This is a genomic window from Psychrobacter sp. UBA3962 (assembly GCF_002385225.1).
Taxonomy (GTDB): Bacteria; Pseudomonadota; Gammaproteobacteria; order Pseudomonadales; family Moraxellaceae; genus Psychrobacter.
In genome coordinates, this window is the sequence record NZ_DGDC01000016.1 from 5,608 (window position 1) to 22,059 (window position 16,452).

General features: G+C 41.0%; 12 protein-coding genes and 1 CRISPR repeat array. Of the genes, 8 read left to right on the forward strand and 4 right to left on the reverse strand.

Going from position 1 to position 16,452, the window contains the following annotated elements; genetic code table 11:
• Positions 1-186: 186 nt before the first annotated feature.
• Positions 187-1,548, forward strand: a complete 1,362-nt coding sequence (locus B3S92_RS04270) for a tyrosine-type recombinase/integrase (RefSeq protein WP_296203041.1) — start codon at positions 187-189, stop codon at positions 1,546-1,548.
• Between the two features lie 54 nt (positions 1,549-1,602).
• Here the strand turns inward: B3S92_RS04270 and B3S92_RS04275 are convergent, their stop codons facing one another.
• Entirely contained in the window at positions 1,603-2,004 is a 402-nt protein-coding gene (locus tag B3S92_RS04275; protein ID WP_296203043.1) for a hypothetical protein, read from the reverse strand.
• 223 nt (positions 2,005-2,227) lie between these two features.
• Here B3S92_RS04275 and cas1f point away from each other — a divergent pair, with 223 nt between their 5' ends.
• The 7 genes from cas1f to B3S92_RS04310 all read left to right on the forward strand — a co-directional run bounded on the left by cas1f (position 2,228) and on the right by B3S92_RS04310 (position 13,985).
• Positions 2,228-3,220 (forward strand): type I-F CRISPR-associated endonuclease Cas1f, encoded by a 993-nt coding sequence (gene cas1f / locus B3S92_RS04280; RefSeq protein ID WP_296203045.1) that lies wholly within the window; start codon positions 2,228-2,230, stop codon positions 3,218-3,220.
• Positions 3,221-3,223: 3 nt separating this feature from the next.
• Positions 3,224-6,772: a type I-F CRISPR-associated helicase Cas3f gene (cas3f, locus tag B3S92_RS04285; protein ID WP_296203048.1), complete on the forward strand. Its 3,549-nt coding sequence runs from the start codon at positions 3,224-3,226 to the stop codon at positions 6,770-6,772.
• Positions 6,773-6,844: 72 nt separating this feature from the next.
• Entirely contained in the window at positions 6,845-8,209 is a 1,365-nt protein-coding gene (gene csy1 / locus B3S92_RS04290; protein WP_296203050.1) for a type I-F CRISPR-associated protein Csy1, read from the forward strand.
• Positions 8,206-9,219: a type I-F CRISPR-associated protein Csy2 gene (gene csy2 / locus B3S92_RS04295; protein WP_296203052.1), complete on the forward strand. Its 1,014-nt coding sequence runs from the start codon at positions 8,206-8,208 to the stop codon at positions 9,217-9,219. The genes csy1 and csy2 overlap by 4 nt, the downstream gene beginning before the upstream one ends.
• A gap of 108 nt (positions 9,220-9,327) precedes the next feature.
• Positions 9,328-10,332 (forward strand): type I-F CRISPR-associated protein Csy3, encoded by a 1,005-nt coding sequence (csy3, locus tag B3S92_RS04300; RefSeq protein ID WP_296203054.1) that lies wholly within the window; start codon positions 9,328-9,330, stop codon positions 10,330-10,332.
• 3 nt (positions 10,333-10,335) lie between these two features.
• A complete protein-coding gene (gene cas6f, locus B3S92_RS04305) occupies positions 10,336-10,941 on the forward strand; it encodes a type I-F CRISPR-associated endoribonuclease Cas6/Csy4 (protein WP_296203055.1) in 606 nt (201 codons plus the stop codon).
• A gap of 181 nt (positions 10,942-11,122) precedes the next feature.
• Positions 11,123-13,552: direct repeats of the CRISPR family, unit length 28 nt; unit sequence CTTCACCACCGCATAGGTGGCTTAGAAA.
• A gap of 256 nt (positions 13,553-13,808) precedes the next feature.
• Positions 13,809-13,985 carry a hypothetical protein gene (locus tag B3S92_RS04310; RefSeq protein ID WP_296203058.1) on the forward strand — a complete coding sequence of 59 codons (177 nt, stop codon included), beginning with the start codon at positions 13,809-13,811 and terminating at the stop codon, positions 13,983-13,985.
• A gap of 43 nt (positions 13,986-14,028) precedes the next feature.
• On the opposite strand, the gene B3S92_RS04315 is transcribed toward B3S92_RS04310, so the two are convergent.
• From B3S92_RS04315 to B3S92_RS04325, 3 genes are all read right to left on the reverse strand, one after another.
• A complete protein-coding gene (locus tag B3S92_RS04315) occupies positions 14,029-14,361 on the reverse strand; it encodes a tape measure protein (protein ID WP_296203061.1) in 333 nt (110 codons plus the stop codon).
• Positions 14,362-14,450: 89 nt separating this feature from the next.
• Positions 14,451-15,170 (reverse strand): hypothetical protein, encoded by a 720-nt coding sequence (locus B3S92_RS04320; RefSeq protein ID WP_296203064.1) that lies wholly within the window; start codon positions 15,168-15,170, stop codon positions 14,451-14,453.
• Between the two features lie 44 nt (positions 15,171-15,214).
• Positions 15,215-16,380, reverse strand: a protein-coding gene (locus B3S92_RS04325; RefSeq protein WP_296203067.1) for an IS3-like element ISPpy1 family transposase whose coding sequence is annotated in 2 segments (ribosomal slippage) — positions 15,215-16,107 and positions 16,107-16,380 — 1,167 coding nt in all. Because the reading frame shifts where the segments join, the coding sequence is not laid out codon by codon here.
• Between the last annotated feature and the right edge of the window lie 72 nt (positions 16,381-16,452).

Here is a 16,452-nt window from a genome sequence, read left to right on the forward strand (position 1 = left end):
GTTCAAGTCCGACCACCGGTACCATTACATAGTTCTATATAGTTTTATACTATCCTCAAGCCCTTGTTTATCAAGGGCTTTGTTGTATCTGGTGTATTATACTGTCCTGTAGAATGTACACTAATCCCTGCATTTAATGTACACTCTGATGTACACTGATTTAAATGTACATTGGATTAGACCACCATGACACAACGCAAACCCATCTCTTCTGATCGCAGTATCTCCAGCCATACAGCTGAAGATAAAGAATACCTTGTGTCTGTTAAGAACCACCCCAAGCTTTATTTGATGGTCAGGCCCAACGGTACAAAGTCATGGGTTTACCGTTACAACTCCCCTATCACTAAAAAAGCCAAGAGAATCTCATTAGGTATTTATCCTAATGTGAAGCTTTCTCGTGCGTATGAAATTTGGCATGAGTATGAAAACCTAATCAGTAAAAATATTGACCCTAAAGACTATCGTAAAGAAAAAGAACAAACACTTTTAATTTTAAATAAAAATACTTTTAAGCACTTTGCTTGGGAATATTTTGATAGCTTGGAGCAGATCCAAAAATCAAATACTCTAATACGAAAAAAAGGACGTATTAAACTGTTATGTGACTATGTTGGTAATCAACCAATCAAGGATATTACAGCACCACAAATGCTAGAGGTACTGCTCGATATTCAAAACAGCTCGCTTAATAAACAAGGTAAGCCTACAGATAAGGCTGAAAGATGTGCTGGTATTGCCAGCGATATATTTGTGTATGCTGGTGCTCGTGGTTTTTGTGACTCAAATCCAGCGGACTTAATTAAAAGTCAGTTAGCCACTGCTCGTTATGGTCACAGACCAGCAGTAACTAAACCTAAAGAGCTGGCTAAGCTGCTAAGGGATATTGAGACCTTAGATGCAGATATGAATACCTTGAACTCACTTAGGCTATTAGCTATGCTGTTTGTTCGTAATGGTGATATTAGACGAATGAGATGGGCTGACTTAGACTTGGTTGAGGGTCGATGGAAGCTTAATCCCCTAAAAGGTCAAGGCAAGGTCAATATGGTTAAAGAGATGGTTGTTCCTTTGCCTAGACAGGCTATAGAGTTATTGCATGAACAGCATAAATTAAACGGTCACACTGAATATGTTTTTTATAGCGCTACTGCAAAAAAACATAACATCATTTCAGAAAACACAGCTACTAAACAGCTTAATAAGTTAGGCTACCAAGGCATTCATTGTGTACACGGCTTTAGAGCAACAGCTAAAACCATCTTACAAGAGCATTTAAAGTATCCCCTACTGCTTGTAGAGATGGCGCTAGGCCATACTACTAAAGACCCAAACGGAGCCGCATATGGTCGATTTGAGTACATCGACGATAGAGCTGAGATGATGCAGAAATGGGCTGACTATCTAGATGCGTTAAGGGCTGGCGAGAGTACTGATCAGTTTATCCATAACAGCACGGCAAAAAAGCCTGCAGATGAACTGCAGGCTTTGATTGATAAATTGGGTGACGAGGTAGCATTAAAGTTATTAAGGGGATTAGCCACATAACCCACCTTATGAATAGCTCCTTGGCAACACCCAAAAGACTTCCATAAAACTATATTATTTTGCGCAAATATCAAATTTGTTATCAGCTGATTTATAGCAATACAGGAGATTGCCGTAATAAGAACTACTATCCCCTTCTATTCTTTTATAAGTTGTAGCGTTTCTTACATAAGTTTCAATAGGTGTCGTACCTTGAACATAGCTACACTTACCCTTACTGTCACAAGATCCATCAAACTCATAAAAAGCTTTACTTGTACGTAGTTTAATATAAAAGCCTTCTTCATTTGTCCCAGAAAGGTGAAGACAGCTCTCCTTCTCAATTAATTTATCCCCACTAAACAGATGACACTCTAAGATCTCATCAGGATTTTTATGAGTGACACCAAAAGCTTGAACACTCGCTAAAAGCAGAGGAATAGAGCTAATTAATAATATAGATTTCATATTTTCCATGATCTTTACCTTAAAATAAAAAAGTTAACTAAGGCTGAGGAAGTCAGCACCATACTTTTATTCAATACAGCTCACCTTAACCATCTCACCTCACTGAATATTCATGATAATTGATTATTTACGACATTCAATGTCGTTAAATGTCTGTTTAGTATTGCTTATCTCATGATATTGAAATAGTATTTATCCATAGAGCAAGTATGGTATTCAAGGATAGTTAGTTATGCGTAAAACTAATGTATATACGGATAATAGCTTTACATCTTCAGAGCTTAAAGCCATTTTGCATTCCAAACGTGGCAATATCTTTTATATACAATACTGCCGCGTCCTTCAAAAAGATGGAAGAGTTTTATATCTCACCGAAGATGATAAAGCCAATCAATACTTCAACATCCCTATTGCCAATACGACTTCAATATTACTGGGTACAGGTACTTCTATCACACAAGCCGCTATGCGTCTGCTATCTCAAGCGGGCGTACTGGTTGGTTTCTGTGGCGGCGGTGGTACACCTCTATTTATGGGTAGCGAGAAAGAAATCTTTGTCGAATGGCTGACGCCGCAAAGTGAATACCGACCTACCGAGTACATTCAAGGTTGGATGAGTTGGTGGTTTGATGATAACAAACGTTTGCAAGCCGCCCAAGCCATGCAGCTTGCCCGCATCGAGTTTTTGCGATGTGTTTGGCAACGAGACAAAGACTTTAAGCAACACGGCTTTGACAGTCATGATAATCACATCGCAAGCTTACTCGATGAACACAAACGCCAAATACCTCTGCAAGACAAAACCATGCATTTACTGCAACTAGAAGCTCGTCTGACTAAAGCACTGTATAGAGTCGCCGCTGAAAACACCAACTATACTGGCTTTACTCGTGACCATGATGGTTTAGATAAAGCCAATGGCTTTTTAAATCATGGCAATTATTTAGCATACGGGCTTGGTGCAACCACCGCTTGGGTACTCGGCATCCCTCATGGCTTTGCCGTCATGCATGGCAAAACCAGACGTGGCGCTTTGGTGTTTGATATCGCTGATATTGTGAAAGATGCGCTAGTGTTACCGCTTTCGTTTATTTGCGCCAGTGAAAATCTCAGCGAGAAAGAGTATCGCCAAGAGTGCTTAAATTACTTTACCCAATATAAGGCACTTGATGAGATGTTTGAAGTGGTGAAGAGTTTAGCAATTAAGACAGATTGGAAAATTTAAATTATGCTCGTCACCTTTGTCTCTCAATGTGAGAAAAAAGCCCTGAAACGTACTCGGCGTATTCTCGATGCATTTGCCAATCGGATTGGTAGTAATGTGTGGCAAACGGCAATTACCGAAGATGGACTAATGACAGTCAAACGTTTGCTACGTCAGTCTGCCACTCGCTCAACTGCTGTTAGCTGTCATCGAGTGCGTACACGTCAGCGTACTGAACTACTATGGATTGTAGGCAATAAACGTAAGTTTAATGAAGTCGGGATAGTGCCTGTGAATAGTACCAAGCGCAATATTTTACACCGCGAATGGGAGAATGACTGGGCCTATCTTAGTAGTATTCAAATCATGGCCACCTTAGCTGCATTACTTCATGATATTGGCAAATCAACCAACGGTTTTCAAGAAAAGCTATTAAAAGGTAGTAAGTCTGGTGATCCGTATCGACATGAGTGGATATCACTAAAGCTATTTAGCCTTATTATTCAGGACTGTAAAACAGATGAAGAGTGGTTGAATCGCTTAGCTAACTTGTCTGACTGGTTAAATGATAAAGATATAGATAAAAAATTCTCAACATTAAACCCTGACGCACCTATCATCGGTAATATGCCCCCACTCGCTCAATGGCTTGCCTGGCTTATCGTCACTCATCATCGTTTACCTCCTTTAAAAGAAGTATTTTTGTCATCCTCACAAATCGAACGATTTAATACAACGAACCAAGTTATAGATTTAAAAGGTAATTTGCACGAGTTCTATAGTCAATTAAAGCCTGTCGATTATTGGGTAAAGAACCCTAAATCATTGTTACCGCCATCAGATGGTGGTATGAGCAAAAAACAATTGCAGGATTTTTGGCAATTTAATAATTTAGTGATTCATAGTTCAGCTTGGCAAAAAACACTCAAGCGTTGGTCAGAAAAAGCATTAAATGATTCAACCTTGATGCAAATAAGTAAACAGGCTAACTCTAGTCATCATAACGATCCTACTATCACTGACCCTTTATTGATGCATTTATCACGCCTTTGTCTAATGATTGGCGACCATAACTACTCTAGTTTAAAGGTCGACGATAGGCGCTGTATTAAAGTTAAGGAGAGCTTTACTAAGCTTGCAGCCAATACTACTAAAACTACAGGCCATCAGAGTGATGAAGAAAATAAGACGGTTATCAAACAGTCTTTAGAGGAGCATTTAATAGGCGTGGCTCAGTTTACCTCCCACTTTGCACGCACTCTTCCAATTATTGCTAGTGAAATGCCACACCTAAAAAACCATGATCCACTTGCCAAACCTACAGGAGTAGATCGCTTTAAATGGCAAAACAGTGCTTTTAAGTTGGCTGCAAAACACCAGCAAGCCAGCAAAGACCATGGGTTTTTTGGAGTTAATATGGCCTCTACCGGTGCAGGTAAAACTATCGGTAATGCTCGGATTATGTATGGTTTAGCAGACCAGAAAAAAGGAGCGCGTTTTACCATTGCTTTAGGGCTTCGAGTGCTAACACTCCAGACCGGACTAAGCTTTCGTAAGAACTTGAACTTACAAGACGACCAACTGGCTATCTTGGTCGGTGGTCGTGCGCATAGAAAACTGTTTGAAATGAATCATAATCCAGACACAGGTGAGGCTACCGAAATAGCACAAGAAGCTGATACACGTTATGGCGCTCAAGCCTTTGGAAGTGAATCAAGCGAGGAATTGGTAGATGAACTTGTCGACAGTAGTATTGATTATGATGATTACGAGGCTTTAAATCTTGATACCGTTATATCTAATCCTAAAGCACGCGATCTACTGTTCGCACCTATTGTTACCTGTACTGTAGACCATCTCATTCAAGCCAGCGAGTGTAAAAGAGGTGGAAAGTACATAGCCCCTTTGCTGAGACTACTTAGCAGTGACTTGATTCTTGATGAGCCTGACGACTTCGATCAAGCAGACCTACCTGCCTTAACTCGCTTGATGTATTTGGCTGGATTGATGGGTACCCGCGTATTACTTTCTTCAGCAACACTAACACCTGACTTAGTTACCGGATTATTTAATGCTTATTTGTCAGGACGCCATGTCTTTAATAAAAGTCAAAATAAGCCTTCGCCTAAAGTTGTTTGCGCTTGGTTTGATGAGCAGCCAAATTCAGCATTTGCAACTAACTGCGCCAATACTGATGAGTTTTTTAGAACTCACAATAGCTTTAGTACTAAACGTGCTGCTTATCTAGATAAGCAGACAATTAGACGTCAGGCAGAAATACTACCTCTAAACTTACCTAAATATAGCAATGACACGCAAGATGAGTTTTATGCATCCCTTGCTCAAACTTTATTACATGGAGCCATTTCCTTACATAAAGATCATGCCTTTAGTTACCCAGATACGGGTCAAAACGTTAGTATTGGCTTAGTACGCATTGCCAATGTGAATAATATTACTGGTATCTCTCAACAATTCTTCAATCCAAGTAAGATATCAATTCCTGAAGATACTATTATTCATGTCGCTTGTTACCATGCCAAGCAATTGCTACTCTTGCGCAATAGTCTTGAGAATAAACTAGACCGTATTTTAGACCGTAACAACGGTGCGATGCCTTATGATCATAACGAGGTTTCTGACATACTGCACCAGCACCCAGTTAAAAATCATATTTTTATGGTCCTTGCTACACCTGTTGCGGAGGTAGGTCGTGATCATGATTATGACTGGGCTATAGTCGAACCGTCTTCTATGCGCTCTATTATTCAGCTGGCAGGTCGAATCTGGCGTCATCGCCCCAATAAAGTTGCCACTACAACCAATATGCTCTTGCTGCAATATAATATTCGCTACTTTAAACAAAGCCATAGTAAGCGCTCTATATTTACAAGACCGGGCTTTGAAACAGGGAGCATCAAACCTGAAAGCTATGACTTAAATAATTTAATTGCTAAAGAGCAGCTCAGCCATATTGATGCAAGACCACGTATTATTAGCCCAGTGCAAGCCGATAACACAGAATTAAAGCAAGCACGAAGTTTAGACGAGCTTGAGCATTTAGTGATGAAGGATCTGATGAATAGTAATAAGTTAAATTACGTCAATGCTTATTATCATCCACTGACACCAGCCAACCGTGTACATACCCATTTACAGCAAATCAGCCCTTTCCGCTCTGGTAGTCCACAACAAGATTGGTTGCTTATCCCACGTTCATTAGAAGAGGCGACTGAAGGTGGATCCCTAGCCTTTGAAAAAGAAACAGAGGACTTTAGTGGCTGTGATTACGATGCCTACTATCACGAAGATGTTCTTGAACAAGGCTTGATGTATGCCGGTAAGCATAATAAAGAAGTTATGAAAATGAAGTTTGAGTTTAACCACCCTCAAGTAAAACCTTGGCTCTACTCAGACGTTAGAGACGTATTACATACACTACAAAGTAAAGAGCCTGATAAAAGCTTACGCTCGCTTGCTGTAGCTTATTCCTCTGTATCTCTTGAACGCCTTACAACTAACAATAGTAAAGGATGGCTATATCATGAGTACTTCGGCTTTATAAAACAATAAAATGAAAAACGAATTAACCTATAAAACCATCTGGTCGGTGGTGAAGAATTATACTAAGTAAAGGAGCCCGTTATGCCCAACTTTTCGCCCGATCTGGCTAAGAATACTGTCCAGGCATTTCTAACCAGCCAGTTTGATAAAAAGACTGAAAAAGAACAAAGGCAGTTGGCTAAAGCCATTGAAGATAATGATCTGGATAAAATATCTGAGCTAAAGGAAAAGTTATCTAAATTTGAGGACAGATACTCACTAGAAGTCTGGATGGATAATGCTGCAAATAGAATGACAAAACAAATAGGCTTTGGGACCCATATATCTAAGGGTATCCATTCAAGCTCTAAAGGTGACAATATAAACTTCGACCCTAATACAGCCTTACCAAAAGCAGTCGTCGGACATCAATCTATCAAAAATCATCAGCTAGATGCTAGCGGTAATGCGGCGGCCTTACCTCTTTATTCTTTTTTTGAATTCGAGGTACAAGATGGAAAGAAAGTTAAGGATTACATTATAGAAAATGATAATTCATTCGAGCTATCGTTATCGTCAGACCCTGATCTATCTAAACAATATTTTAAAGCTTTCAGACAAGCATTAGTTGGAAAAAATAAGCAGCCTATAACTAGCGAATACAATAAACAAACTTTATGGCCTCATGCAAATAAACAATATACTTGCATTATCCCTCTATATCCTTCTTCATTAACCAATATTGTTTTCCAAAAAATACAGCACATTAAGTATTCTGACGAAACTAGCAGTAAAAGAAAAAACAGATTTTCTAATAAAGAAGATGTTATACAAGCTGCGTATCCTACTATTTCTGATATAGCTGTTGTTCAGCTAGGAGGTAGCAACCCTCAAGGCGTCAGTAAGCATATGAGTACTCAGGGAGGTATCAACTATCTTCTACCCTCTCTGCCGCCAACCCTTACTCGCTACAACACTCATTTTAAACCATCAAAATTTGCGACATCTATTTTTTCAAATGCTCTTGAAAAAAGAGTAAGCCCTACTTTGCTGAAGATCTTTAGCGCCATTGAGATCAAGCCAAATAATGTGAAAGTACGTGATCTACGTAAGCAAGCGATGGATGAGGTATTAACACAGATTTTTGATTATGCCCACTATATGCAAAATGAACTTCCTGCCGGCTGGAGTAAGGATCAGGTAAATCTAAATGACAGCGAAAAGTTTTGGTTAGATCCAAAACGTGCAGAGCTTGAAGGTGAAGAATCTTGGAAAGAGAAGCGAGAAGCTGAAGACTGGCACAAAGATATTATTCACAGTTATGCTCGCTGGATAAACAGCTTATTACAAAAGAAATTCAAAGATATCAAAGATGGGTTTGCTGATACTGAGCACACTCAATGGGAGCGTGACATGCAAGCTATGATAGATCTGTATGAGCGTGCAGGAAAAGGAGTGTTTCTATGACCGCTGATTTTTTAAATATTGACTTAGGCGATAGCATCAACTCTAACGATGCAGCAGCAAGTACTCAAAGTGTGGTGGGCTATCTGTTATTTAAACGTGTGCTTATTGAAAGCGCCAATGCTATATCTAGTCCCCTGACCTACGGCTTCCCGGCAGTAACAGGCTTTCTAGGTAGCTTTCATGCCATGTCACGTAAGCTTGCAGAGTCCAAAGCTGATGAGCTGTCAGGCATCTCTCTAGGTGGAGTTTTGCTTGCCTGCCATGAGTGCACACCGCAGATTTATAGAGATAAGCCTTATAACAACTATACATTTAACCAAACTCGCAATCCGATTAAACGTGATGGTAAGACTGCGTCAATTATCGAAGAAGGCAAATGCCGATTAGTCATGACTTTTGCGGTCGAAGTGCTAGCAGATACAGCCCTCAGTGACTCACAAACAGACACACTGATTCAACACACGACTAAATGGATTTGGCAACAGCGTATGGCTGGCGGTAGTGTGCATGGACTTGCTCGCTCGGAGCCAGTGCAGTTCTTTAGTTATGATAAAGCTAATGAGCTAAAACCAAACTTATTACCTGCCTTTGTCTTAATGGAGGCGCAACAGGAATTTGCTGAAATCATTGAAGAGGTCCGATCTGATAATCCCAATGCCACAGCACTCGATGCCCTTATAGATGTATCTAGCCTACATCACATCCCAGAAACACTGCCTAATGGCGAAACCAAATGGCATACCACTTCGCGAAAATCAGGCCGTGGTTGGCTAGTACCTATGCCATTGGGCTATCAAGGCATATCAGAGCTTTATGATGCGGGCGTGATGCAAAATGTACGCAATCCTGAATATCCTAGCCAATATGTCGAAGCTATTTATGGTCTTGGTAAATGGGTTTATCCACAACGCCTAGGTAGTACAGAAAGTGAGTATGATATTGCTAAAGCCTTTTGGCGATATCACTATGATGAAAAAAATAGCCTCTACTTGGTGACTCAAAATTCTTGATAAACAAATTTACTTAAACCTTAATCACCCCCCTTTTAAACGACTGTAATTTTAATAAAGGATCTATCAACTATATACAGTCTTACTTTTAATACATGGAGTATTATTATGAGCAAATTAACCACAGCCAGTGTTTTAGCATTTGAACGTAACCTTGATATCTCAGATGCCTTTTTGGATCAAATTGATAGTAAAAATAAAGACAGTAAACTAAAGCCAGTTTCTATTAAAGAAAAGTCAGTCCGAGGTACCATTAGTAATCGACTTAAAAATACTATTACCAAAGACCCCACTAAGCTTGATGCCGAAATTGAGAAAGCCAACTTACAGCGCGTGGATTCAGCCGCACTTGATGAAGATTGCGATACCCTGGTAGCTACGTGGAGCTGTAAAGTTCTGCCATTTGACGGCAAACCTTCTGTGTGTAATGACCAAGATTACCAGCAAGCATTACAATCTACGGTAAAAAGCTATTTAGATACTCAAGGTGTCAGTGAATTAGCTCGTCGTTATGCCACTAATATTGCTAATGCTAGATGGCTATGGCGTAACCGTGTTGGTGCTGAACAAATTACAGTTAAGGTTAGTTGTGTTATTGACGGAACCGAACATGACTTCGAGTTCGATGCCAAAACTATCTCAATAAAAGACTTCAATACTACTAATGCAGATATCGATGGTTTAGCGGACTTAATTGAAAAAGGCCTAAATGATGAAGCTTTTGTTATTTTATATGTTAAAGCTTTTGCGATAGTAGGCTATGGTCAAGAGGTTTACCCTTCTCAAGAGCTGGTACTAGATACCGGTAAAACTAAATCAAAAGAGCTGTATCATGTTAACGGTAAAGCTGGCATGCACTCTCAAAAAATCGGCAACGCCATTCGCACTATTGATGATTGGTATCCAGAAGCTGAGTTCCCAATCGCTATCGAGCCTTACGGTGCAGTTACGACCCTTGGTAAAGCATTCCGTCAACCAAAAGAAAAAATGGACTTCTACAGTCTATTTGATAACTGGGTCTTAAAAGGTGAAGCTCCAGAGGTTGAGCAACAACATTATGTTATTGGTGTTTTAATCCGTGGTGGTGTATTCGGTGCCAGTGGCAAGGAGTAAGCTATGACTCATCTTACTCATTACCAAGAAATCACCTTGCTGCCTGAGCCTGATATTAGTAGCTATTTTATATGGAGCAAGTTATTTACTCAGCTACATATCGCGCTCGCTGATGTGAAAAACTCTCATAGCATAAATTCTATTGGCGTTGCCTTCCCTGACTATTACTTTGATCAAAAAAATGGTAAGTCATCAAAACTTGGCAATCAGCTGCGTATCTTTGCACCTAGTCAGGAAGATTTAGCTAAACTCGACCTAAACAAATGGTTAGATCGCTTAACCGACTATGTGCATATCAAGCCGATTAAAGATGTGCCAAGTGATATACAAGGCTATGTCAGCGTACACCGTTATCGCTTTAAGCCTATTGAGGTGCAAGCGCAAAGCCTGGCTAAAAAACTGAATATTAGCTTGGATGACGCAATGGCAACGGTCGCTAAACGCATGCCTGAAAAGCTTGTACCTTATGTTAGACTCACCAGCGAAACCAATAAATCACCTTACTTACTTAAAGTGCTACAGCAACCCGCTGATGAACCTAAATCAGGACTGTTTAATGCGTATGGCATGAATGGTATGCGTGACAACGTCACTGTACCGCATTGGTAGGAGTGTGATTAAACTGGTCATGACGAGTGACCCAAAAAGAGGGTATAAAACCCCTCTTTTTGCACTAATTAAAAACTTGCAATAAAATCATAGAGTTATGAGATGGTTAAAAAAAGAGGGTAAAATAGGGCTTTTGTCCTCAAGGCCATGTCACAACTCAACTTTTTGAGGTGTAACTCCTCTTCACCACCGCATAGGTGGCTTAGAAATTGATAGCATCATCTTTAATTGCCTTGATAGCCTTCACCACCGCATAGGTGGCTTAGAAATACACTCAAAAAATCAGTATAAGTGTAGGTATCTTCACCACCGCATAGGTGGCTTAGAAATTGGGAGTCATCCGTCACGATTTCGGCTCCCCCTTCACCACCGCATAGGTGGCTTAGAAAATCTCAATACCTTTAGTAAGGTATTTGTTTTGCTTCACCACCGCATAGGTGGCTTAGAAAAACGATTTGTAAGCTTTTTTCCAGTTGCTAACCTTCACCACCGCATAGGTGGCTTAGAAATCTAAATGCACCTCACCACTGTCAGGCCTAAATCTTCACCACCGCATAGGTGGCTTAGAAAAAGGAGCGTAACGTGCTAGAAATGTGCATGTTCTTCACCACCGCATAGGTGGCTTAGAAAATCAATTTAATTGAGTTAACACGTAGCTCTTTCTTCACCACCGCATAGGTGGCTTAGAAAAATTTATTACTGCCCTCAATTGAGGGTTTTTTCTTCACCACCGCATAGGTGGCTTAGAAACATGCTTGCGGTGGTTGCTGCTGTTGTTGCTGCTTCACCACCGCATAGGTGGCTTAGAAAAACAGACAAGGCTCGTGATGTATGGCGTAAGACTTCACCACCGCATAGGTGGCTTAGAAATAGGTGAGATATTTCCTAAAGAGATACAACGGCTTCACCACCGCATAGGTGGCTTAGAAAACGCTTACGCAGAGCAGTGCAGGCAATGGGGCCTTCACCACCGCATAGGTGGCTTAGAAATAATCTAACAACACGCAAAGACAAAGGTTATTCTTCACCACCGCATAGGTGGCTTAGAAAGTTAGATGCAGTAAGTGACCAAGACTTTATTGCTTCACCACCGCATAGGTGGCTTAGAAATTAGCACTGCTATGGTTATTAACTGTGATGTTCTTCACCACCGCATAGGTGGCTTAGAAATAAATAGCTTGAGCGATGACCTAAAGGCAATCCTTCACCACCGCATAGGTGGCTTAGAAATTACCAGCATTGCTTTGTGATGTTTAGGGCAACTTCACCACCGCATAGGTGGCTTAGAAAATCTGAGGATCAGGTAACTGCCAAAGGTAATTTCTTCACCACCGCATAGGTGGCTTAGAAATCATGCTCTGAATATCCGAACCCACAGAATGGCTTCACCACCGCATAGGTGGCTTAGAAAACTATTGTCAGCCTTGCGTACAATCTCAGACTCTTCACCACCGCATAGGTGGCTTAGAAATATACACTTACGGTGAGCGTGGTGCGATTATGCTTCACCACCGCATAGGTGGCTTAGAAAAATCCCTGCTAGACGTTGACGTGGCATACCTGCTTCACCACCGCATAGGTGGCTTAGAAAACGGCGTGCTGCTAAGTACAATGCTCATGCTTCTTCACCACCGCATAGGTGGCTTAGAAACTAGCATTTTGGACTCGTGGCTGTTTGGGTTTCTTCACCACCGCATAGGTGGCTTAGAAACCTTACATTTACACAATATGGTCCGTTGTAACCTTCACCACCGCATAGGTGGCTTAGAAAAGTAAGAAGGTCACAAACTTAGCGTTTGCACCCTTCACCACCGCATAGGTGGCTTAGAAAGACTGTTATCTTGTCTGACAGCTTAGGCTCAACTTCACCACCGCATAGGTGGCTTAGAAACAGATGAGATAGAGCTGCTATCAAAAGCATCTCTTCACCACCGCATAGGTGGCTTAGAAAACAGGTTGCACAGAGTACGTCTTAAAGCAAGCCTTCACCACCGCATAGGTGGCTTAGAAATGATTGGTAGAACTTTGCGTTTGCTAGCGGTTCTTCACCACCGCATAGGTGGCTTAGAAATGTTAGCGGTCTCAATCTTGCCCTCTGCTACCCTTCACCACCGCATAGGTGGCTTAGAAAAGTAATTATAATCAGGCATTTAAACTCCTTGTCTTCACCACCGCATAGGTGGCTTAGAAATGATGATTGGCAAGCACCCAAACGACCAAACACTTCACCACCGCATAGGTGGCTTAGAAAATGCGTACTCATAATCTAACTGAGCAACTTGCCTTCACCACCGCATAGGTGGCTTAGAAATTGTTATGGTCGCATTATGTGATTTTAGCTTACTTCACCACCGCATAGGTGGCTTAGAAATTAGACGACAATACAGAGCTATACGTGATGAGCTTCACCACCGCATAGGTGGCTTAGAAAAATGACTATATTACCGGTGAGTGTGATTTGCTCTTCACCACCGCATAGGTGGCTTAGAAAGCTACAGTTAATGCACTTTCCCCATAGTGATACTTCACCACCGCATAGGTGGCTTAGAAATAATCTCACCCATCTTGCTGACTTGTAGGTAGCTTCACCACCGCATAGGTGGCTTAGAAACTTAATAGCGTTAGTTGCCAACATGCAAGACGCAATAGGGGCTCTTTGAGCTAGATTGCCCACAGCTATCGCTTTGTTGTGCATAGCAGCTGCCGCAGTTGATGCATTAACGCCTCTAGCCAGCCCAGCCAATGAGCGAGTATAAGCCACGGTGCTTGCGACAGCTTGCTTTGCTAATGCGATGTAATGCGTCTTAGTCATGCGCAGTAACATCATGTTTGTATGTAAACTATTAATTGCTGCTATTTGACTCTGCGTGCTTATAGCATTTGTAACCGTAGCTTTTGCTGATGTTACTTGTGCACCCACCAAACCCACTATTGATGTTGTTAGTCCCGAGCTTGCCACAGTGTTTGCTAGCCAAACGTCACCGACCGCTATGCCTGCCTTGGCTAGTGTTGCAAAGTTATCAGCCGCGACTAATACTACTTAACCTAGGTTCTGACCGATGGTCGTGTTCTGGTTAACTATGTCATCTACAAAATTGCATACTGATCTTTAAACACACCCACTGCTTGAGTAAGAGTTACTGTCACTTTAGACATCTTTTCGTCTAGAACGTCAGTTACTGATGATATAGCGTTGTAAATTACATCTGAAGTCAATGCCCCATCAGCGGCTAATTTACGCAAAGCTCCTCTGGTTTTGTCTAGCTCTTTTGCAAACAAATCAAGCAAAACTGGTGCCTGCTCAGCAACTGAGTTAAATTCATCGCCACGTAGAACGCCTGATGCTTGCTTAATATCGCGGCGGTAGTTAGCAGTATTAGCATGCAGTAAGATATCTAAACGTGATAAGACTTTACCCAATGTTAATACTCCTTATTCCGGGCATAAAAAAAACCTCTGATAATCATCAGAGGCTGTAAAACTTTGAATTTAGAGTTGTGTATTGTTGGTTATTTTGGACCTAATTTTTTAGCATCCAAGCCTTTTAAATCAAATGCATATGTATATGTTTGGCCGTTGAAATTAGGAAACTTTAGCACTAAGCTCTTTGAGTTATGTAGCTTTAACAAAAAATAGTCATCGTTTTTAAGCTTCTTGCCATCAAACATTTTTTCGTCATAAACTCCAGTTATTTTGTAGTGATGAGAACTTAAATGATCAAGCCTGTACCAGCTTGCCTCATCTTCGTCATCAAACCTAGCTCGCATATAGCAAGAGCCAAAGCACACTTCAACTAGGCCCTCCATATAACCAATGAATATTTCGTCGTTATAAAAACCGGTATCGTGCTCGTTGTAAATGGTTATATAAAGACTTTGGTTTCCGCCTTGGCCAATGCCTAAGTTATAAGAATTATTTGACTTAATAGTAGCTTCGGTTGCAGTAGTCCTCTCCACAACATCTTTGCTTCTTTTATAGGTCCATTTACTGTTTTTTGTATTTGAACCTTTAAAATACTCTGACACATCAGTGTCATCAGGGCCTAATGAGGCTGCTAGCCTACTTAGTTCTTCAGATTTTTTACGCTCTTGCTCAGCTAAGGCCTCTATATTTTCGATTCTTTCTTGTGTAGCCGATGTTATGTTGCTAAATTTATTAACAACGCGATACTCAGAGGCAGTAGCGCCCATTGCTACACACATTAATATAGGGATAAAAAAATATTTCATAGTGGTTTCCAAGTAAGGTACTCCCCAATGTCTAGACCAAATTATCATAAAATTAAGATAGAATTGGGTTGATAAAACGATTTATTATCCGAACTATTGTTAGCCAGATAAACCTGTGCAGGAGTATGGTAATCGAGCGACTGATGTAAACGCTCATGATTGTAAAACTCGAAATACTCTTTCAAACCTGCTCTTGCCTGACTGACTGTCTCAAACTGTCGCAAATACACGCATTCATACTTCACTGACCGCCAAAGCCTTTCCACAAAGATATTATCCAGTGCCCTACCGCGACCATCCATACTGATGGCAATACCCTGCTCAATGAGCGGTCTGGTAAATCTTGGGCTGGTAAACTGAGAGCCTTGATCCGTATTAAAAATCTCACAGCGTAACCCATTGTGCAGTAAGCTACTTACCGTATCAACGCAGAAATCCGCCTCAAGCGTGGTAGCTAGCGACCAGTCTAGAACATAACGACTGTACCAATCTATCACCGCCATCAAATACACGAAGCCCTTGGCTAGGCGAATATAGGTGATATCAGTACTCCACACTTGATTACAACGGCTAATCGGTACATGCCTAAGCAAATACGGGTAAACTTGATGTTTAGAGTTAGGCTTACTCGTGTTAGGATGCTGATAAATGGCATCTAGCCCCATTTGCCGTAGTAAGCGCCTAACTCGCTTTTCTCCCACTTGATAGCCTAGTTGCCTCAAATACGCTGTCATGCGTTTAACCCCATAAAATGGGGTCTTGGTGTACTGCTGGTCAAGCAAGTTCATCAGGGTAATATCAAGCTCGCTGATGGGCTTTGGCTGATAGTACAGACTTGAGCGGTTGATACTGAGTAATTCACATTGCTTACGAACACTAAAATCCTTGTTGTCAGGTTCTAGCAGTTGTTTACGAGTGCTCAGGGTAGCTGTAAGGACTTTTTTTTAAGCCAGTCTCTTTCGCTTATAACTTGCCCTAGCTGCCTATGTAGTTCATCGATAATAGCTTGCTGGGCTTGTTCGTTGGCTTGCTGTTTGGTATTGAATGCAGTAGGGATAACTGCCAAAGCCTGCTTTTTCCAGTTGCTGATTTGGGTTGCATGAACCCCATATTCTGCGGTTAACTCGTTGAGGGTCTTGTGTTCTTTGATGGCTTCAACGGCGACTTTGCTTTTAAATTCAGCATTGTGACGCTTACGTACTTTTGTCATTAGATAGACCTCTTTTTCTAAAGGATATTCTATCTTATTTGCTACAATTTTTTGGTCTAGTTTTCTGGGAGT

Coding starts and splice junctions, on each gene's coding strand:
- B3S92_RS04270 (WP_296203041.1), top strand. CDS start 187: ATGACACAACGCAAACCCATCTCTTCTGATCGCAGTATCTCCAGCCAT.
- B3S92_RS04275 (WP_296203043.1), bottom strand. CDS start 2,004: ATGGAAAATATGAAATCTATATTATTAATTAGCTCTATTCCTCTGCTT.
- cas1f (WP_296203045.1), top strand. CDS start 2,228: ATGCGTAAAACTAATGTATATACGGATAATAGCTTTACATCTTCAGAG.
- cas3f (WP_296203048.1), top strand. CDS start 3,224: ATGCTCGTCACCTTTGTCTCTCAATGTGAGAAAAAAGCCCTGAAACGT.
- csy1 (WP_296203050.1), top strand. CDS start 6,845: ATGCCCAACTTTTCGCCCGATCTGGCTAAGAATACTGTCCAGGCATTT.
- csy2 (WP_296203052.1), top strand. CDS start 8,206: ATGACCGCTGATTTTTTAAATATTGACTTAGGCGATAGCATCAACTCT.
- csy3 (WP_296203054.1), top strand. CDS start 9,328: ATGAGCAAATTAACCACAGCCAGTGTTTTAGCATTTGAACGTAACCTT.
- cas6f (WP_296203055.1), top strand. CDS start 10,336: ATGACTCATCTTACTCATTACCAAGAAATCACCTTGCTGCCTGAGCCT.
- B3S92_RS04320 (WP_296203064.1), bottom strand. CDS start 15,170: ATGAAATATTTTTTTATCCCTATATTAATGTGTGTAGCAATGGGCGCT.